The organism is Bacillus paramycoides (genome assembly GCF_038971285.1).
Taxonomy (GTDB): domain Bacteria; phylum Bacillota; class Bacilli; order Bacillales; family Bacillaceae_G; genus Bacillus_A.
This window is the reverse complement of the sequence record NZ_CP152427.1, coordinates 4,315,704-4,335,854: the sequence shown is the minus strand read 5'-3', so window position 1 is coordinate 4,335,854 and position 20,151 is coordinate 4,315,704. Positions and strand designations below refer to the sequence as shown.

General features: G+C 37.5%; 19 protein-coding genes and 1 other annotated feature. Of the genes, 17 read left to right on the top strand and 2 right to left on the bottom strand.

Going from position 1 to position 20,151, the window contains the following annotated elements:
• Positions 1–21: 21 nt before the first annotated feature.
• Both AAG068_RS22425 and AAG068_RS22420 read right to left on the bottom strand, forming a co-directional pair.
• Positions 22–438: an organic hydroperoxide resistance protein gene (locus AAG068_RS22425; RefSeq protein WP_061677128.1), complete on the bottom strand. Its 417-nt coding sequence runs from the start codon at positions 436–438 to the stop codon at positions 22–24.
• Positions 439–440: 2 nt separating this feature from the next.
• Positions 441–893, bottom strand: a complete 453-nt coding sequence (locus AAG068_RS22420) for a MarR family winged helix-turn-helix transcriptional regulator (RefSeq protein WP_342715869.1) — start codon at positions 891–893, stop codon at positions 441–443.
• Positions 894–1,309: 416 nt separating this feature from the next.
• Between AAG068_RS22420 and hemA the strand changes: the two genes are divergently transcribed.
• From hemA to minC, 17 genes are all read left to right on the top strand, one after another.
• A complete protein-coding gene (hemA, locus tag AAG068_RS22415) occupies positions 1,310–2,644 on the top strand; it encodes a glutamyl-tRNA reductase (RefSeq protein WP_342715868.1) in 1,335 nt (444 codons plus the stop codon).
• 17 nt (positions 2,645–2,661) lie between these two features.
• Positions 2,662–3,495: a cytochrome C assembly family protein gene (locus AAG068_RS22410; RefSeq protein WP_342715867.1), complete on the top strand. Its 834-nt coding sequence runs from the start codon at positions 2,662–2,664 to the stop codon at positions 3,493–3,495.
• A gap of 15 nt (positions 3,496–3,510) precedes the next feature.
• The gene (gene hemC / locus AAG068_RS22405) at positions 3,511–4,440 is read left to right on the top strand and encodes a hydroxymethylbilane synthase (RefSeq protein WP_342715866.1); all 930 of its coding nucleotides are present in this window, start codon (positions 3,511–3,513) and stop codon (positions 4,438–4,440) included.
• A gap of 2 nt (positions 4,441–4,442) precedes the next feature.
• Positions 4,443–5,195 (top strand): uroporphyrinogen-III synthase, encoded by a 753-nt coding sequence (gene hemD / locus AAG068_RS22400; RefSeq protein ID WP_342715865.1) that lies wholly within the window; start codon positions 4,443–4,445, stop codon positions 5,193–5,195.
• 69 nt (positions 5,196–5,264) lie between these two features.
• Positions 5,265–6,254: a porphobilinogen synthase gene (hemB, locus tag AAG068_RS22395; protein ID WP_001087078.1), complete on the top strand. Its 990-nt coding sequence runs from the start codon at positions 5,265–5,267 to the stop codon at positions 6,252–6,254.
• The gene (hemL, locus tag AAG068_RS22390) at positions 6,254–7,543 is read left to right on the top strand and encodes a glutamate-1-semialdehyde 2,1-aminomutase (protein ID WP_342715864.1); all 1,290 of its coding nucleotides are present in this window, start codon (positions 6,254–6,256) and stop codon (positions 7,541–7,543) included. Before hemB ends, hemL begins: the two co-directional genes overlap by 1 nt.
• A gap of 109 nt (positions 7,544–7,652) precedes the next feature.
• Entirely contained in the window at positions 7,653–8,630 is a 978-nt protein-coding gene (gene spoVID, locus AAG068_RS22385; protein WP_342715863.1) for a stage VI sporulation protein D, read from the top strand.
• Positions 8,631–8,692: 62 nt separating this feature from the next.
• Entirely contained in the window at positions 8,693–9,718 is a 1,026-nt protein-coding gene (gene ysxE / locus AAG068_RS22380) for a spore coat protein YsxE (RefSeq protein ID WP_342715862.1), read from the top strand.
• Positions 9,719–9,838: 120 nt separating this feature from the next.
• Positions 9,839–10,070, top strand: a binding site (T-box leader).
• Between the two features lie 37 nt (positions 10,071–10,107).
• Positions 10,108–12,753 (top strand): valine--tRNA ligase, encoded by a 2,646-nt coding sequence (locus AAG068_RS22375; RefSeq protein WP_342715861.1) that lies wholly within the window; start codon positions 10,108–10,110, stop codon positions 12,751–12,753.
• Between the two features lie 92 nt (positions 12,754–12,845).
• Complete coding sequence (locus AAG068_RS22370; protein WP_342715860.1) at positions 12,846–14,147, top strand: bifunctional folylpolyglutamate synthase/dihydrofolate synthase; 1,302 nt, start codon at positions 12,846–12,848, stop codon at positions 14,145–14,147.
• 165 nt (positions 14,148–14,312) lie between these two features.
• Positions 14,313–15,275, top strand: coding sequence for a stage II sporulation protein B (locus AAG068_RS22365; RefSeq protein ID WP_342715859.1), 963 nt, complete (start codon positions 14,313–14,315; stop codon positions 15,273–15,275).
• 221 nt (positions 15,276–15,496) lie between these two features.
• Entirely contained in the window at positions 15,497–16,072 is a 576-nt protein-coding gene (locus AAG068_RS22360; RefSeq protein ID WP_342715858.1) for a Maf family protein, read from the top strand.
• A gap of 47 nt (positions 16,073–16,119) precedes the next feature.
• Positions 16,120–16,797, top strand: coding sequence for a DNA repair protein RadC (radC, locus tag AAG068_RS22355; RefSeq protein WP_087957065.1), 678 nt, complete (start codon positions 16,120–16,122; stop codon positions 16,795–16,797).
• 157 nt (positions 16,798–16,954) lie between these two features.
• Complete coding sequence (gene mreB, locus AAG068_RS22350; RefSeq protein ID WP_000466737.1) at positions 16,955–17,974, top strand: cell shape-determining protein MreB; 1,020 nt, start codon at positions 16,955–16,957, stop codon at positions 17,972–17,974.
• A gap of 41 nt (positions 17,975–18,015) precedes the next feature.
• Positions 18,016–18,867, top strand: a complete 852-nt coding sequence (gene mreC / locus AAG068_RS22345) for a rod shape-determining protein MreC (RefSeq protein ID WP_342715857.1) — start codon at positions 18,016–18,018, stop codon at positions 18,865–18,867.
• A gap of 14 nt (positions 18,868–18,881) precedes the next feature.
• Positions 18,882–19,427 (top strand): rod shape-determining protein MreD, encoded by a 546-nt coding sequence (mreD, locus tag AAG068_RS22340; protein WP_048531434.1) that lies wholly within the window; start codon positions 18,882–18,884, stop codon positions 19,425–19,427.
• Between the two features lie 35 nt (positions 19,428–19,462).
• Positions 19,463–20,149, top strand: a complete 687-nt coding sequence (gene minC, locus AAG068_RS22335; RefSeq protein ID WP_098669489.1) for a septum site-determining protein MinC — start codon at positions 19,463–19,465, stop codon at positions 20,147–20,149.
• Positions 20,150–20,151 lie beyond the last annotated feature (2 nt).

Below are 20,151 nucleotides of genomic sequence, written 5' to 3'. Positions count from 1 at the left end.
TTTTTTTATTTACTACATTTTTTATTTTACGTTTAATGTAACCTCAATATTTCCTCTCGTTGCTTTCGAATAAGGACATACACCGTGAGCTGCTTCTACAAGTTCTTGTGCTTCGGCATGAGAGACGCCGGCAACATGTACATCAAGTACAGCAGATAGGCCGAAACCACCATCTGTATCTTTTCCGATAGAAACGTGAGCAGTTACTTCTGTACTTTCTACTTTCACACGCTTCGTACGAATGACAAGTTGTAATGCACTATCAAAACAAGCGGCATAACCAGCAGCAAATAGTTGTTCTGGATTTGTTGCTTCTCCGCCTGCACCACCTAGTGCTTTCGGCATTTTTACATCAAGATTTAATATGCCATCATCTGAAACGACTTTTCCATTTCTTCCACCTGTAGCAGTTACTGAAGCAGTATATAATTTATCCATGTTTATTCCCCTTTTCTATCATTAATTGTTTTCATTGTTTCAATTAGTTTATTTAATTGAATTAATAAAGAACGATATTCTTGTTCTGTAATTCCTAAATTTGTAGCCATTGTTGTCGGTAATGAACAAGCCTTCTCTTTTAAATCTTTACCTTGTTCTGTTAATTCAATACAAACTTTGCGCTCGTCTTCTTTGGAACGAACACGTTTTACAAGTTGCAATGATTCCATTCGCTTTAACATAGGTGTTAACGTACCGGAATCTAAAAATAGACGTTCTCCAATTTCCTTTACTGTTAATCTGTCTTGCTCCCATAGTACGAGTAAAGTAATGTACTGAGGATATGTAATACCCATTTCTTCTAAATAGGGTCGATAAAAGCGGGTAACTTCTTTAGAACAGGCGTAAATAGAAAAACAAAGTTGGTTATCTAGATGTAAAGAATCCTCTGTCATACATAACTCCTTTCTAATTAAGTTGTGTACAATTTAATTTTGTAAAACTAATATAACGAAAAAGAAATACAATGTCAAATACATTGTATTGAGAAAGTTTGTGCTACAATTTGGAACAATCATACATATTTTCCTTCATGATGAAAGAAGATAGGAAAGATGATGTTATAATTCATATGGAATAGTTTCCATCACTTGATTATGAGGACTTTTTTTGGTAACGTACAAATAGAGTTATTATTTTATAATCATTATAAAGTAGAAAGTTTTTATTAGTTTTACTGAATCTCCTTTATTACATACGGAGAATAATTAAAAAAATAATCGGTTGTTCACACGATTGTCAGATTCATAAGAGGAAAGTTGTATTATGATAGTAGATAAAGTGATAAAACGGGTGAAGGGGGACATGCTGCGTGCATATTCTTGTTGTTAGTGTAAATTATCGAACAGCCCCTGTAGAATTTCGTGAGAAACTCACATTTCAGGCAGCAGAGTTAGAGCAAGCAATGACTACATTACAAAATCAAAAGAGCGTGTTAGAGAATGTCATTGTATCAACTTGTAATCGCACTGAGATTTACGCTGTTGTCGATCAATTACACACGGGACGGTATTATATTAAGAAGTTTTTAGCTGATTGGTTTCAGCTTGAAATAGAAGAAGTCGCACCGTATTTAACTATTTTTGAACAAGACGGTGCAATAGAGCATTTATTCCGCGTAACGTGCGGTTTAGATTCTATGGTAGTTGGAGAGACGCAAATTTTAGGTCAAATAAAAGATAGCTTTTTAGAAGCGCAGCAAGTAAAAGCGACAGGCACAATTTTTAATGAATTGTTTAAGCAAGTGGTCACGTTAGCGAAACGTGCTCACTCAGAAACGACAATTGGTGAAAGTGCGATGTCTGTTAGTTATGCTGCTGTTGAGCTTGGGAAGAAAATATTCGGCGAGTTAACAGATTGTCACGTGCTTATTCTTGGCGCTGGTAAAATGGGTGAACTTGCATTGCAAAACTTATATGGAAGTGGCGCTCGTAAAGTAACAGTTATGAATAGGACGCTTTCAAAAGCTGAAGTAATGGCTGAGAAATATATGGGACATGCAAAACCTTTAAGTGAATTACAATGTGCATTATTAGAAGCTGATATTTTAATTAGTTCAACTGGTGCATCGGATTATGTCATTACGAAAGAGATGATGACAAAGGTAGAGAAAATGCGCTCTGGTCGTCCATTATTTATGGTTGATATTGCAGTGCCGCGTGATATCGATCCAGCGATTGATGAGTTAGAAGGTTCTTTCTTATATGACATTGATGATTTGCAAGGAGTAGTGGAAGCGAACCGTGCAGAGCGTTTGAAAGAAGCAGAGAAAATTCAATTTATGATTGAAGAGGAAATTGTTTTATTTAAAACGTGGTTAAGTACACTTGGTGTCGTTCCGTTAATATCAGCTCTTCGTGATAAGGCGCTTGCTATTCAAAGTGAAACGATGGAAAGTCTAGAACGAAAAATACCGAATCTTAGTGATCGTGAGAGAAAAGTAATTAGTAAGCATACGAAAAGTATTATTAATCAATTATTAAAAGACCCAATTTTAGTAGCGAAAGAAATAGCTGCTGAAGAGGGAGCGGACGAAAAATTAGCGTTATTTGCAAAGATTTTCGATTTAGAAATGGAAGACGTAGAGAGTCGTGCGGAAGAAGTAGAACATAAAAGAGTGTGGACACCATCCGTTCCATCTTTATAATTTGGAAGGATGATCGGATGAGTTTTTTAAATAACAGTATTATTTATCATATTGCAATTATTTTATATGCTTGTAGCATTAGTTTATATTTTATAGATTATTTCCAAAGTAACCGAAAGGCGAACCGATTTGCTTTTTGGTTACTTTCAATTGTGTGGATTCTGCATTCTATCTTCATGTTACTTAGGGCTACAGATTCAGAGACAAATCCTATATTAACTTTATTATCAGGGATTTATTTTTATGTTTGGCTGTTGATTACGATGTCTTTAGTCATTAATCGATTTATGAGGATTGATTTTTTAGTCTTTTTTACAAATGTTGTTGCGTTTGGCGTAAGCGCTTTTTCTATTTTTACACCGCTCGGAAAGATGTCGCCGGTACTTGCAGAGCAATTAGTTTCGGAGCTTGTATACGTACATGTCGGTATGGCTATTATTTCTTATGCAGCCTTCACTGTATCGTTCATTTTTTCTATTATGTATTTATTGCAATATCGCCTATTAAAAAAGAAGAAATGGAATGCGAGATTAAGAAGGTTAGGAAATTTACCGAAGCTAGAATCAATGTCTTACGGATTAAATTTATTTTCTGTTCCATTTTTCTTACTAGCTATTTTATTAGGATGCATATGGGGATATACAAAATTGGACAATTTCCATTGGTATGATACGAAAGTAATCGGATCTTTTGTCGTTCTATTTGTATATTGTGCGGGTCTTTACTTACGAGCGGCAGATGTGTTGCAAGGGAAGAAAATCGTACAGTGGAACATCGGAGCATTTCTCGTAATGCTAATTAATATTTTTCTATTAAGCAGTTTATCCAACTTCCACTTTTGGTATTTATAATGAGGAGAGAAAATTATGCGCAAAATTATTGTAGGGTCACGAAAGAGTAAATTAGCATTAACGCAAACAAACTGGTTTATTGATCAGTTAAAAGCGCTAGGTTTACCATATGAATTTGAAGTGAAAGAAATCGTCACAAAAGGTGATGTTATTTTAGATGTTACTCTTTCGAAAGTAGGCGGAAAAGGCTTGTTTGTGAAAGAGATTGAACATGCGTTACTTACGAAAGAAATTGATATGGCTGTACATAGTATGAAAGATATGCCGGCCGTACTTCCAGAAGGATTAATGATTGGTTGTACACCGAAGCGTGTTGACCCTCGTGATGCTTTTATCTCAAAAAACGGAGCGTCGTTTAATGAGTTAGCAGAAGGCGCTATTTTAGGTACAAGTAGTTTAAGACGTAGTGCACAATTGTTAGCTGCGAGACCAGATTTACAAGTGAAGTGGATTCGCGGAAATATCGATACACGTTTACGTAAATTAAAAGAAGAAGATTACGATGCTATCATTTTAGCGACAGCTGGATTACAGAGAATGGGCTGGGATAATGAAGTTATTACAGAGCATTTAGATGAGACGTTATGTGTACCTGCTGTAGGGCAAGGTGCATTAGCGATTGAGTGTCGTGAAGATGATAAGGATTTACTACAGTTGTTAGCGCATATGAATGATGCAGTAACAGAAAAAACAGTGGCAGCAGAACGAGTATTCCTTCATAAACTTGAAGGTGGATGCCAAGTTCCAATCGCTGGATATGCAACTCTTACAGAAAACGATGCAATCGAATTAACAGCTCTTGTCGGGTCTATGGACGGTTCTGTTTTATTGAAAGAGACAGTAGTAGGAACGAATCCAGAGGAAGTAGGATTAGAGGCTGCGGACCGTTTAATGAAACAAGGCGCAAAAGAACTCATTCTTGCTGCAAATAAGGGGCAACAATAAATATGAACGCTCTCGCTGGCAAAACGGTATTGATTACACGTGCCCAGCATCAAGCAAAACAAATGAGTGTAGCGGTGAAAGAAAAGAGCGGAATTCCATTGGAAATTCCGCTTTTGCGTATGGAAGGTATGTCTCATAGGCAAATTCAACATATAGCAGGGCAGCTGCATTCGTATGACTGGGTTATTTTTACGAGTAAAAATGGCGTAGCTTTTTTTCTAGACAGTTTGAGAAAGGAGCTACCTGTAACGATGAAAATTGCTGCAGTAGGCGTGAAAACAAAGTTAGAGTTAGAAAAGCGAGGCTATGAAGTGGACTTTGTTCCAACTTCATTTGTGGCAGAAGTATTTGCAAAAGAGTTTGTAAAAAGGCTAATTGGAAACGAATGCATTTTATTTCCGAAAGGGAATTTAGCAAGAGATGTAATCCCAGTTGCACTTCGCGGAATGGGTGTTTCTCTAGATGAGCTCGTCGTATATGGTACGAAAGAAAATGTAGAGAAAAAGAGAGAGCTTATAGAAGCGTTAGAAGTAGGGAAAGTAGACATTATTACATTTACGAGCCCTTCAACTGTTACTAGTTTTGTTCGTTTACTTGAGGGTACAAACTGGAGAGAATGGACAAAAAAATGTACAATTGCTTGTATAGGGCCTATTACGGAAAAAGAGGCGAGCCTTTATTTTCCGCATATTATTATGCCGAAAGAGTACACTGTAGAAGCATTACTACAATGCATTAGTGAATCTATAAAGTGAAACTTTAATTAGTGGGGTCTTACTGCCCGTAAATAGCGGGATAAAATAAAAGAATGGGGATAGAAATCTATGAACTCTTTACAATTTAATCGTCATCGTCGCTTAAGACAAAGTGGTAATATGCGTGCGCTTGTGCGTGAAACGTTTTTACATACGGAAGATTTTATTTACCCTATTTTTGTATTAGAAGGAGAAAATGTTCGTAATGAAGTGCCTTCTATGCCAGGCGTATATCAAATGTCTTTAGATTTGTTGCAAGCTGAAATGCAAGAAGTTGTTGATTTAGGTATTCGTTCTGTTATTGTATTCGGTTTACCTGCTGAAAAAGATGAAGTTGGATCATCAGCATATTGTGATCATGGAATTGTGCAACGTGCAATTCAGCAAATTAAAGGTGAATTCCCTGACCTAGTAGTAGTTGCGGATACATGTTTATGTCAATTCACAAGCCATGGTCATTGCGGGGTAATTGAAGATGGTATTATTTTAAATGACGAGTCTCTTGCAGTTCTTGCAAAAACAGCTGTAAGTCAAGCGAAAGCAGGAGCGGACATTATTGCACCATCAAATATGATGGACGGATTCGTAACAGCAATTCGCCATGCATTAGATGAAAATGGTTTTGGACATGTACCAGTTATGTCGTACGCTGTGAAATATTCATCAGCATTTTACGGACCATTCCGTGACGCAGCGCACGGTGCACCGCAATTTGGTGATCGTAAAACATATCAAATGGACCCAGCGAACCGTATGGAAGCATTCCGTGAAGCAGAATCAGATGTAATGGAAGGGGCAGATTTCTTAATTGTAAAGCCAGCTCTTTCTTATTTGGATATCGTTCGTGATGTGAAAAATAACTTTAATTTACCAGTCGTTGCTTATAACGTAAGTGGTGAGTATTCGATGATTAAAGCGGCAGCACAAAATGGTTGGATTAATGAAAAAGAAGTTGTACTTGAAAAATTAATTAGTATGAAACGTGCAGGAGCAGATTTAATTATTACGTATCATGCGAAAGATGCAGCAAGATGGTTACAAGAAGGAGGCGCTAAATAATGAAAAAGTTTGATAAGTCGATTGCGGCATTTGAAGAGGCTCAAGATTTAATGCCTGGTGGCGTAAATAGCCCAGTTCGTGCCTTTAAGTCTGTTGGTATGAATCCGTTGTTTATGGAGCGCGGAAAAGGCTCTAAAGTATATGATATCGATGGAAATGAATACATCGATTACGTATTATCATGGGGTCCTTTAATTCATGGTCATGCAAATAATCGTGTTGTGGAAGCTCTAAAAGCTGTTGCTGAAAGAGGTACAAGCTTCGGTGCCCCAACGGAAATTGAAAATAAATTAGCGAAACTTGTTATTGAGCGCGTACCATCAATTGAGATTGTACGTATGGTTAACTCTGGAACAGAAGCGACAATGAGTGCGCTACGTTTAGCTCGTGGTTATACAGGCCGTAACAAAATTTTGAAATTTATCGGTTGTTACCACGGTCATGGTGACTCGTTATTAATTAAAGCGGGTTCTGGTGTAGCGACGTTAGGTTTACCAGATAGCCCTGGTGTACCAGAAGGTGTAGCGAAAAATACGATTACAGTAGCGTATAACGATTTAGAAAGTGTGAAATACGCTTTCGAACAATTCGGTGATGATATTGCTTGTGTCATTGTAGAACCAGTAGCAGGAAATATGGGTGTTGTTCCTCCGCAACCAGGATTTTTAGAAGGTCTTCGTGAAGTAACAGAGCAAAATGGTGCATTGCTTATTTTTGATGAAGTAATGACAGGATTCCGAGTTGCTTATAATTGCGGACAAGGTTATTACGGTGTAACACCTGATTTAACTTGTTTAGGTAAAGTAATCGGCGGTGGATTACCAGTAGGAGCATACGGTGGTAAAGCAGAAATTATGCGCCAAGTTGCACCGAGCGGACCGATTTACCAAGCGGGCACTTTATCAGGTAACCCACTTGCAATGGCAGCAGGTTATGAAACGTTAGTACAGTTAACGCCAGAATCATATGTAGAATTCGAGCGTAAAGCTGAAATGTTAGAAGCTGGCTTACGTAAAGCAGCTGAAAAACATGGCATTCCGCATCATATTAACCGTGCGGGTTCTATGATTGGTGTCTTCTTTACAGATGAACCAGTTATTAATTACGATGCAGCAAAATCTTCAAACTTAGAATTCTTTGCAGCTTACTATCGTGAAATGGTAGAGCAAGGTGTATTCTTGCCACCATCTCAATTCGAAGGTTTATTCTTATCGACAGCACATAGTGATGCAGATATTGAAGCCACGATTGCAGCGGCTGAAATTGCAATGTCAAAATTAAAAGCTTAATTAAATAAAGAAAATCGCTCTCCATAAGGGGAGCGATTTTTTTTATTCATAAAGTCAGCATTCCGTACATAAATCTGTAATGACATATAGTTTGGGAGGGGGAAAAGAAGTGGCAACAGATCATTCATTACGTTTTTCATTAAAAGAATCTGTTTGGTTCCAAAAAGGACAGGAAGTCGAAGAACTTTTGTCAATTTCGTTAGATCCAGACGTTGAGATAGAAGAGCTTGATCATGAGGTTATTGTGAGAGGGCAATTAGATTTAACGGGAGAGTATGTTGCACGGCAAGATGATTCAGCTTATTCATTAAGAGATTTATCGCCAGCTAAGTCCATTGATTATGTAGAAACAAGAGAAGATGGGGTTAATGAACTTGTTCATTCCTTTCCGCTTGAAATATCAATACCAAGAAACCGTGTGAAAGTAATTGAAGAACTATATGTATCTATCGAGGAATTTGATTATGAACTAAAGGAAAATGGTTGCTTACAATTATTAGCGGATATATCTATTACAGGTTTATGTGATGAAGAAAGAATTGAGGATGAAGAGGAAGAAACGGCGTATGCTGAGTTAGAGGATGATTCAGAGCAAGAGTATGAAACTAGACCGACGCCGCAAGTAGAAGAACCAACTTATAAGGAATCAGATGAGTGGGAAGATTACGCATTTGAACCATTCCAACTAGAAGAAAGAAAAGAGCAGGAAGTAGAGGAAGAGGAAATAGAAGAACATGAATTTGTAGAGCGTGAAGAAGAGAAAGAAACAACGCCGCAATTTGAATTGTTCGGACGAAAAGATTTCAAGAAAGAACAAGCGAAAAAACAAGAAGTACAAGAAGAAGAAACGTATTCACAGCGAGATGAAAATGCTCTTTATTTAACGAAATTATTTACGAAGGAACCGGAAGAAGAATTTACAAAGTTAAGAATGTACTTCGTGCAAGAAGGAGATACGATCGAATCTGTTGCAGAGCGTTATGAAACGTCTGTACAAAACTTATACCGTGTCAATCAAACAGAAGACATATATTTAACTACAGGACAAATTATTTATATTCCTGTTTCAAGAGCAAAAACGAAATAAGTGAGTGGTTTCACTCACTTGTTTTTCTGAAGGCTATGTTTTGAATAGAAAGGGTTATTCGTATGGATATGGAATTACGAAATCGCTATGAACCCATTGTAAGGCAATATAAATTGGATACGCAGCATATGGAAGAGCACGGAAGTGTAACGAAAATTTATACGAATCAAGGTCCATATGCGCTCAAGAAAATAGAAGGCAGGAAGTTAGAGCGGAATAACTTTCTGCACCATATTCAATTTTTGAAAGAGAAAGGTTTCTCAAATTATGTACCTATATACCATGCGACGGATGGAAATTATATTTTAAGTGATGGTACGTATAACTATTATTTAATGCCGTGGTTAGAACGTGCGGAAGGAAACGGCGAGGATAATGATCAATACCATAAAATGTTTCAGACTCTCGGAACGTTGCATCAAAAAACGGTAAAAGAAGAAACGTATACAGAAGAAGATTTAGAGAAACATTATACGAATATATCCGATCGCTGGGAAAACGATGGTGAGATGTTAGAAGAGTTTCTTGTAGAATCGGAAGCGAAATGGTATATGTCTCCGTTTGAATTGCAATATTGTACGTACTATCATCATGTAATGAGAGCGCGTGAGTTTGCAACGAAGCAATTAAAAGAGTGGAACGATGCGATGAAAGAAAAAGAAAAAACACGTATTACTTTTGTGCATGGCAACGTATCACTTAATCATTTTTTATTTGATTATGAACGGAATGGCTATTTCATTAGTTTAGAAAAATCGAAGTTTGCAACACCAGTGCAAGATATTGTAGGGTTCTATTCTCGGTCGTTAAACACATATCCAATTGCGCGAAGTGATCGGTTTGAATGGTATCAAATGTATCAAAAAAATTTCCCTTTTACGAAAGAAGAGCAACTACTCATGTTTGCGTACATGACGTATCCATCGCAATTTATTCGGCAAATTCAGTCTTATAAAAAAAGAAGAGAGAGCCGTAATGAGGAAAATGAACTTCTCGGAGTAAAGAGTTTGCAACAAGCGCATTGGCTCGTTAGCAATATAGAATATTTCCTTTCGCAATTACAAGCTGCCCAGCAGGGGAACGGGTAAAAAGATAAGTAGCATCCTCTACTTATCTTTTTTGTGCTTCAAAAAATTCGTAGTCTTAAATTTATCTTGACGAATAAGGTTTCGTTTTTTACACTATTGTATATAATAATTAACAATCATATAAATGCCTTGAAGGGGAAGAGTATAACAAGAAACGTCTTCAGAGAGGAGAATCATTAGCTGGGAGATTCTCTAGATAGTTATGTTAGAAGGTAGCCCTGGAGCATCTTTTCTGAACGGAATAGTTCTTATTAGGAAAAGACGGATTTGTCCGTTATCAAATTAAGAGTATAAGCAAATTCTGAATTTGTTTGTAAATAAAGGTGGTACCGCGATGTCCCTCGTCCTTTTTGGATGAGGGGCATTTTTTATTTTAAGGAGGGAAAATAATGTCAAATACGGAAAAGAATTTACCAACTAAATATGATCATATGTCCGTTGAAGAAGGCCTTTATCAGTGGTGGCTAGAAGGCAAATATTTTGAAGCAACAGGAGACGAGAAGAAGCAACCTTATACAATTGTAATTCCACCTCCGAACGTAACTGGTAAGTTACACTTAGGTCACGCTTGGGATACAACTCTTCAAGATATTTTAACTCGTACGAAGCGTATGCAAGGTTACGATGTATTATGGCTTCCAGGAATGGACCATGCGGGTATCGCAACACAAGCGAAAGTAGAAGGAAAACTTCGTGAAGAAGGTATTTCACGTTACGATCTTGGCCGTGAGAAATTCCTTGAAAAAGCTTGGGAGTGGAAAGAAGAATACGCTTCTCACATTCGTCAACAATGGGGGAAAGTTGGTTTAGGACTAGACTATTCTCGTGAACGTTTCACATTAGACGAAGGTTTATCTGATGCGGTTAATAAAGTATTCGTTCAATTATACGAAAAAGGCTTAATTTACCGCGGTGAATATATTATCAACTGGGATCCAGCAACACGCACAGCTCTTTCTGATATTGAAGTAATTCATAAAGAAGTTCAAGGTGCATTCTACCATATGAACTATCCATTAACAGATGGTTCTGGTCATATTCGTATTGCAACAACTCGTCCAGAAACGATGCTTGGTGATACAGCAGTAGCGGTTCATCCAGAAGACGATCGTTACAAGCATTTAATCGGAAAAACAGTTACACTTCCAATCGTAGGCCGTGAGATTCCGATTATTGCTGATGAGTATGTAGAAAAAGATTTCGGAACAGGCGTTGTAAAAATTACACCAGCTCATGACCCAAATGACTTTGAAGTAGGTAACCGTCATGACTTACCACGTATCTTAGTAATGAACGAAGATGGATCGATGAACGAAAAAGCTGGTAAGTATAACGGCATGGATCGTTTCGAATGCCGTAAAGCGTTAGTAAAAGATTTACAAGAAGCGGGCGTATTAGTAGAAATCGAGCCTCATATGCATTCAGTAGGTCATAGTGAGCGTAGTGGTGCAGTTGTTGAGCCTTACTTATCAACACAATGGTTCGTAAAAATGGCTCCACTTGCTGAGAAGGCAGTAGCACTTCAGCAAAAAGAAGAAGAGAAAGTAACGTTCGTACCAGAGCGTTTCGAAAACACATATTTACGTTGGATGGAAAACATTCACGACTGGTGTATCTCTCGTCAATTATGGTGGGGACACCGCATTCCAGCTTGGTATCATAAAGAAACTGGTGAAGTATACGTAGGTACAGAAGCACCAGCAGATATTGAAAACTGGAATCAAGATAACGACGTACTTGATACATGGTTCAGTTCAGCACTATGGCCATTCTCAACACTTGGTTGGCCAAATGAAGATGCAGCAGATTTCAAACGTTACTATTCAACAGATGCACTAGTAACGGGTTATGACATCATCTTCTTCTGGGTATCTCGTATGATTTTCCAAGGTTTAGAGTTTACAGGCGAGCGTCCATTTAAAGATGTATTAATTCACGGTTTAGTTCGTGATGAGCAAGGACGTAAAATGAGTAAATCTCTTGGTAACGGTATTGACCCAATGGAAGTTATCGAGAAGTACGGTGCAGATGCAATGCGTTTCTTCTTATCAACGGGAAGTGCCCCAGGTCAAGACTTACGTTTCAGCATGGAAAAAGTAGAATCTACTTGGAACTTCATTAATAAAATTTGGAATGCATCACGTTTCGTATTAATGAACATGGATGATATGAAGTATGAAGAAATCGATTTAACTGGTGAAAAATCAGTTGCAGATAAGTGGATTTTAACTCGTTTAAATGAAACAATCGAAAGCGTAACACGTAACATGGATAAATATGAGTTCGGTGAAGCTGGTCGTTCATTATACAACTTCATTTGGGACGATTTCTGTGACTGGTACATTGAAATGGCGAAACTTCCTCTATACGGTGAAGATGAAGCAGCTAAGAAAACAACTCGTTCTATTTTAGCTTACGTATTAGACCAAACAATGCGTCTATTACACCCATTCATGCCATTCGTAACAGAGAAGATTTGGCAACATTTACCGCACGAAGGCGAATCTATTACAGTAGCAGCGTGGCCAACAGTTCGCGAAGATTTACAAGATACAGAAGCTGCAGCAGAAATGCACCTTCTAGTTGATATCATTCGCTCTGTTCGTAACATCCGTGCAGAAGTTAATACGCCAATGAGCAAAAAAGTTCAAATGCAAATTAAAGCAAAAGACGAGGCTGTACTTGCTCAACTTACGAAAAACAGCTCTTACATTGAGCGTTTCTGTAACCCGAGCGAATTAACAATTCAAACGGACTTACAAGCGCCAGAAAAAGCAATGACTGCAATCGTAACAGGTGCAGAGTTATTCTTACCGTTAGCTGATCTTATCAATCTTGATGAAGAGAAAGCGCGTCTTGAGAAAGAACTTGAGAAGTTCGACAAAGAAGTAGAACGTGTACAGAAGAAACTTTCAAACCAAGGTTTCGTAGCAAAAGCTCCTGCAGCAGTTATTGAAGGAGAGCGTGCGAAAGAGCAAGATTACCTAGAAAAACGCGAAGCAGTTCGCCAACGTCTAGCAGATCTTGAGAAATAAAATGCTTTTTAGAGACTCACTATATTGGTGAGTCTCTTTTCTTTGCGTATAATAGGAGTATGAAGGTTGTCTTTTGAAAGGGGAAAGCATACGTGATACATACATACGAAGAAGCGATAGGGTGGATTCATAGCCGATTGAAGTTTGGTATTAAACCAGGATTAGAAAGAATGAGATGGATGCTAGAAGAACTCGGAAATCCAGAACGTCACATAAAATGTGTTCATCTTGCTGGTACAAATGGAAAAGGTTCAACGTTAACATATATGCGCTACATGTTAGAAGACGCAAAATATAAGGTAGGGACATTTACCTCCCCTTATATTGAGACATTTAACGAACGTATTAGTGTGAACGGCACACCAATTGCAGATGAAGAGATTACTGAACTTGTAAAGATGGTAAAGCCAGTCGTTGAAAAGCTAGATGAGACGGATTTAGGGGAAGCGACCGAGTTTGAAATTATTACTGTTATGGCAATTTGTTATTTCGGTAAAGTTAATTTCTGTGATGTTGTTTTATTTGAAACAGGGCTTGGAGGGCGCTTTGATTCTACGAATGTGATTCATCCTGTTCTCACGATTATTACAAATATCGGCCATGATCATATGCATATTTTAGGAAATACAATAGGAGAAATTGCATATGAAAAGGCGGGGATTATTAAGTCTGGTGTTCCGGTTATTACTGGTGTGCAAGATGAGGAAGCGTTGCAAGTCATTCAAAAAGTTGCAAAGGAAAATCGTGCAAACTTATATGAGATGGGTAACCATTTTATAGCGTTACATAAACAGTCTAGCGAAGATGGAGAACAGTTCGATTTCACTTGTCCTTTTGCCTCTTTTGAAGATGTACGCATCTCAATGAAAGGCAGCCATCAAGTAGGAAACGCAGCACTTGCACTTATGGCAGTCATGTATGTAAAAACATACTTATCATTTTTAATTGAGGAAGAAGAAATAAGAACGGGATTACAGGAAGCGTATTGGGTTGGGCGCTTTGAAAAACTGCAAAGTAATCCAGATATTATTATAGATGGTGCTCATAACCCAGAAGGTATTGAAAGCCTTGTAAAAACGGTAGAATCACATTACAAAGATAAAAATGTAATAGTTTTATTTACTGCTCTTGGTGATAAACAATTGCATAATATGGTAGGTCAATTAGAAACCATCGCCGATGAAATTGTTTTTACAACATTCGCCTTTGATCGCGCGATTTCAGCAGGCGAGCTTGCGTCGTATTCAAAGAAAGAATCAAAGTTAGTTTTTGAAAATTGGAAAGAAGCAATTGATAAGAAGATTGAAATGATTGGAGAAAATGATGTTTTTATCATAACAGGTTCTCTTTACTTCATTTCGGAAGTTCGAAAATATATTCGCGAGAAAAACTAGATAGTCTTTGCTATCTAGTTTTTTTGTTCTACAAATGAAGTCAAATGCATACATATAAGATAAATATATAGGGTTATTTGGCGAATTCTTCTGACAAATATCTCGTTTTTTTGTGCAATGAATATGATATGATGCGGACAACGATAAGAGGTGAGGTGTGAGTGTATGGACAAGCAATCACGAACAATCTCAGTGAAAGTGAATGGAACAGAAGCGAAGTATGAGGAGAAGAAGAAAGATGAATTTGAATGGATGGTAGTAGAAAGTGAAAGACCGAAAAACGTTGTTCCGTTTCAAAAAACGAAAGTAATGTCTACGGAAAAAAAACGAAAGAAGTGGAGCAATACGTTAATTGCAATCGTTGCAACTGCGATTATTATTGGTACGGTGTTTGGGATGGGAATGCTACAGTTACTGAAAGGACAAGGTGCGACAGGGGGAAGCGAAGTAACAGCTTCAAAGCAGGTGCAAAATGAAGAATCAAAGGTAGGTGGAACGGCAGAACAAACACCAGCACAAAAAGAGGAAAAACAAAAAGCGCAGACAGGAACGTCATTAAATCCAATGAAATTATTTTTTGTTCAAGGAGGAATTTATTCTTCTGAAGAAAAGGGACAGGCCGCTCTTGAAGAGTGGAAAGGTAATGGAGGCGTTGCAGCTTTAAAACCGAGCGGTGATAAGTATGCATTAGTTGTTGGTATTGCTAGCGATGAACAAGGCATAAACCAATTAATGACGCAGTATAAAAATGATAATGTTTCCGTATTGAAAAAGGATTGGGATATAACAGATAAAGCGTTACTAAAAGATAATAAAGAAGTTGGGTCGTTTTTAACAAAAGTACAGCCATTATATACTCATTTAGCAAAATATGCTTCTAGCGTACAAGGTAGTGGGAAAAGTAATGCGAAAGATATAGGTGCGATTGAAAAAGAGTGGAAAGCGATCGAAAAAGAAGGGAAAAGTATGAAGCAAGAAGAAGCAAAGAAATTGTATATGTATACGTCAGTAGCTGTGCAAACAGCGAAGGATGGAAAAGGTGATAAGGAATCTTTGGCGAAATTAAATCAAGTTATTATTGACGGTATGCTTTCATATGAAAAAATTGTTTCACAAAAGGCAAAATGATAGGATAATGAAATGACGAGGGAAGAAGTATAGGTACTTCTTTCTTTTCTTTTGAATTTAGAGCAAAGTGCTTTCTCTATGGCAGGAATATAATCGTATGCTAGTAAAGAAATATTCTTTTGTTTAGAGAAAATAATATTTCTTTCATTTGTGGACAAACTATTCCTTTGATACGATTGATGTAAATGATTCTGCTTCATGTGAGAAAGGAAGGAGAAAATATGAGAAAAATTATTTTAGCTTCAGGATCACCTCGCAGGAAGGAATTACTTGAGTTAGCGGGTGTACCATTTGAAATCATTGTAAGTGAAGTAGAAGAAACGATTGGTGCGTATTCCTCACCTTCTGATATTGTTATGTCCCTTGCTCTGCAAAAAGCATCTGCAGTAGCAGAAAATAACGGTGATTATATTGTGTTAGGTGCAGACACAATTGTTACATATGAATCGCGTATTCTTGGAAAGCCTTCTAATGAGGCGGAAGCGAAAGAAATGTTGCAATTATTATCAGGGAAAACACATGAAGTATATACGGGTGTTGCAATTATAGCAAAAGAGAAAACGGTCACTTTTTACGAGCGTACAGAAGTTACGTTTTGGGAATTAACAGAAGAAGAAATTGACGCATACGTTGCATCAAAAGAGCCTCTTGATAAAGCTGGAAGTTATGGCATTCAAGGTAAAGGGTCTATTTTTGTTCAATATATTCAAGGGGACTACTATAGTGTAGTCGGGTTACCAATTTCACGTCTTGTTCGGGAATTAAAACAATTTAATATTGATGTAACCCATGCGTAAAATTGCATGGGATTTTCTTTGAGAAAACAAATAAAAGGGGTGGAGAAATGAACGGTATTCGTGATGTTGTTAAAGAAGAACAGCCACGGGAGCGTTTATTGTTAGAAGGAGCTGGAAGTTTATCGAATCGGGAGCTTCTTGCAGTGTTACTCAGAACAGGTTCTAAGGAAGAAACAGTTTTAAAGTTATCAGATAAAATTCTACATCATTTTGACGGTTTACGTATGTTGAAAGATGCAACGTTAGAGGAGCTTGTCAGTATACATGGTGTTGGGGTTGCGAAGGCAACCCAGCTTATAGCTGCGTTTGAACTCGGTAGAAGAATGGTGCGTTTAGAATATCAAAATAGATATAGCATTCGAAGCCCAGAAGATTGCGCGAGATATATGATGGAAGAAATGCGCTTTCTGCAGCAGGAGCATTTTGTATGTTTATATTTGAACACAAAAAATCAAGTTATACATAGGCAAACAATTTTCATTGGAAGCTTAAACACATCAATTGTACATCCAAGGGAAGTTTTTAAAGAAGCGTTCCGCCGTGCAGCAGCCTCTATCATATGTCTTCATAACCATCCCTCAGGAGACCCAACGCCTAGCCGAGAAGATATTGAAGTAACAAAACGCTTAGTAGAATGCGGCCGGATTATCGGAATTGAAGTGCTTGACCATATTATAATAGGCGACCATAAATTCGTGAGTTTAAAGGAAAAAGGTCATATTTAAGACTATGCTTTTTACTTATTTTGTTTTATAATGTGATTTATGAGTTTTTTGTAGAAATTTATCTACAAAAAGGATAAAGATATAAAAAACGTACTGTTTTTATAATATAAAGTAAGAAAAAATGAGTCCGTGAAAACAAGAAAGGAAGATAAATAATATGTTTGGATTTGGTGGCTTTACTCGCGATCTTGGAATAGATTTAGGAACTGCGAACACGCTTGTATATGTAAAAGGAAAAGGTGTAGTTTTACGTGAACCTTCAGTAGTAGCGTTACAAACTGATACGAAACAAATCGTTGCTGTAGGTAGCGATGCAAAACAAATGATTGGTCGTACACCAGGAAACGTTGTGGCACTTCGCCCGATGAAAGACGGTGTAATTGCTGATTACGAAACGACAGCAACAATGATGAAATATTACATTCAACAAGCTCAAAAATCAAATGGATTCTTCTCACGTAAGCCTTACGTAATGGTATGTGTACCTTCTGGTATTACAGCTGTAGAAAGACGTGCAGTAATCGATGCGACTCGTCAAGCGGGCGCACGTGATGCTTATCCAATCGAAGAACCATTTGCAGCAGCAATTGGTGCAAACTTACCTGTTTGGGAACCAACTGGTAGCATGGTTGTTGATATCGGTGGCGGTACAACAGAAGTTGCGATCATTTCTTTAGGTGGTATTGTAACAAGTCAATCAGTTCGTGTTGCTGGTGATGATATGGACGATTCAATCATTCAGTACATTAAGAAAAGCTACAACTTAATGATTGGTGAAAGAACAGCTGAAGCATTAAAATTAGAAATCGGTTCTGCAGGCGAGCCAGAAGGTATCGAGCCTATGGAAATTCGCGGTCGTGATTTAGTAAGTGGTTTACCAAAAACAGTACTAATTCAACCAGAAGAAATTGCAGATGCATTAAAAGATACAGTAGATGCAATTGTAGAATCTGTTAAAAATACGTTAGAGAAAACTCCACCTGAATTAGCGGCAGACATTATGGACCGTGGTATCGTATTAACAGGTGGCGGAGCATTACTACGTAACTTAGATAAAGTGATTAGCGAAGAAACAAATATGCCAGTTCTTGTTGCAGAAGACCCATTAGATTGCGTAGCAATTGGAACGGGTAAAGCATTAGACAATATCGATCTTTTCAAAACTGCTGCTCGATAATATTGCAAAATAAAAATCAATGAAATTAAGAGGGTGTGAACGTGCCACAGTTTTTCTTAAACAAAAGATTAATTGTTTTGTTAGTTAGTATTATTCTTCTCGTGGCATTGATTGGAATCTCATTGAAAGAACGGAACAGTTTAACATGGCCAGAGCAGTTTGTTAAAGACACTGTCGGTGTTGTAGAACGTGTATTCCAAAAGCCAGCGAAATACGTAGCTGGATTCTTCGAAAATGTAGAGGATGTAAAGCGCACGTATGAAGAGAATAAAGAATTAAAAGCAAAATTAGATAATTATGCAGGTCTATCAGGGAAAGTAAAACAATTAGAAGATGATAACAAGAAGTTACAAGAGTTAACGGGTAAAAAAGAGTTGAATAGCCAATATACTGAAATTCCAGCTACTGTCGTTTCTCGTAACCCGGATAAATGGTACGATCTAGTTGGAATTGATAAAGGGGCACAGCAAGGAATTAAAAAAGATATGGCTGTAGTAACTTCACAAGGTTTAGTTGGACGAGTGAAAAGTGTATCTCAGTTTACATCATCAGTAGAGTTGCTAAGCTCTATGAGCCGAACAAATCGTGTTTCTGCTATCGTACAAGGAAATGAGAAAATCTTTGGATTGATTGAAGGTTACGACAAAGAAAAGCACTTGCTTCTTTTTACAAAGATTGGCTCTGATGCAGGTGTAAAACCCGATCAACTAGTAGTAACATCTGGACTCGGTGATATTTTCCCAAGAGGTCTTGTAATTGGAAAAATCGTTGATGTTCAGCCAGATCCATACGGTTTAACAAAAACAGCTTATGTAAAACCTGCCGCTGATTTGAATGACGTAGAGCATATTACGGTTGCGAAACGCGAAACGCCTTCAGCGCCATTAGAATAGGAGGGGGAGAAGAGATGATGAAGATTCTAAAAAGAGCAGCTCTTCCTCTTTTGCTCCTTTTTGTTTTTCTATTTGAAAATATGTTTGCTACTATTGTTCCAACAGAGGTTTTTTGGAAAAATAGTATAGCAGCACCTCATTTCTTTATCATTGTTTTATGTTTTGTTACTGTGTACTATAGTCCGGTCCAAGGGATTTATTACGGACTTTTATTTGGTTTCTTATTTGATACTGTATACACAGAACTTGTCGGTATATATATATTTGCGTATCCGATTTTAGCTTATTTAGTTTATAGTGTGATGAAGATATTACAATTGAATTTATTTATTGTTGCTTCTATCGTACTAGCTAGCATAGTAGCATTAGAGTATTATGTGTATGGATTTTTAACTTTGTTAGGACGTACTCATATGTCGGCGTATGTCTTTTTCACAGATCGTCTCCTGTCTACTTTATTGCTAAATGCAATTTTCTTATTGATAGTTTGTTTCCCACTGAGACGATATTTAGTGCGTCTTTCAAAAGCGATGGAAGAAAAAGAAAAAAGGATTTTCTAATTTTATGTCGAATTGAATCGGTGGGGTGAACTTTAGTGGAAGAAAAAAAGCAACAAAATGTAATAATAAAAGGGACAAAAGACGGAATAACACTTCATTTAGATGATTGTTGTTCATTCTCTGAGTTACTGAAAGAGCTGGATGAAAAGCTTTCTACACATTACTATGATGGTGATGGGCGCTCTTTAATTGAAGTGCATGTGAAAGTGGGAAATCGTTATTTAACAGAAGTCCAACAAGAAGAGATTCGTACGTTAATTCGTAATAAAAAGAATCTTGTTGTGGATTCAATTGAAAGTGATGTTATAACTAAAGCGGAAGCAATAGCTTGGAAAGAAGAAACAGAAATTGTCCCTATTTCCAAAATTGTTCGCTCTGGACAAGTTTTACATGTAAAAGGAAATTTATTGTTAATTGGAGATGTTAATCCAGGCGGAACGGTTATCGCTGGGGGGAATATTTTTGTCGTAGGATCATTAAGAGGAATTGCACATGCTGGGTATTATGGGGATTCGGATGCTGTAATTGCTGCATCTGTTATGAACCCGATGCAACTTCGAATTAGTGATGTGGCAATGCGGGCTCCGGAAGAGAAAGAAGACGGAGCGGAGGCGGCAGAATGTGCGTATATTAATGAGAACAATCACATTGTTGTCGATCGACTGCAACTTCTCACTCATCTTAGACCTAATTTAACAAAGTTAGAAAGGGGAATTGTATAGCT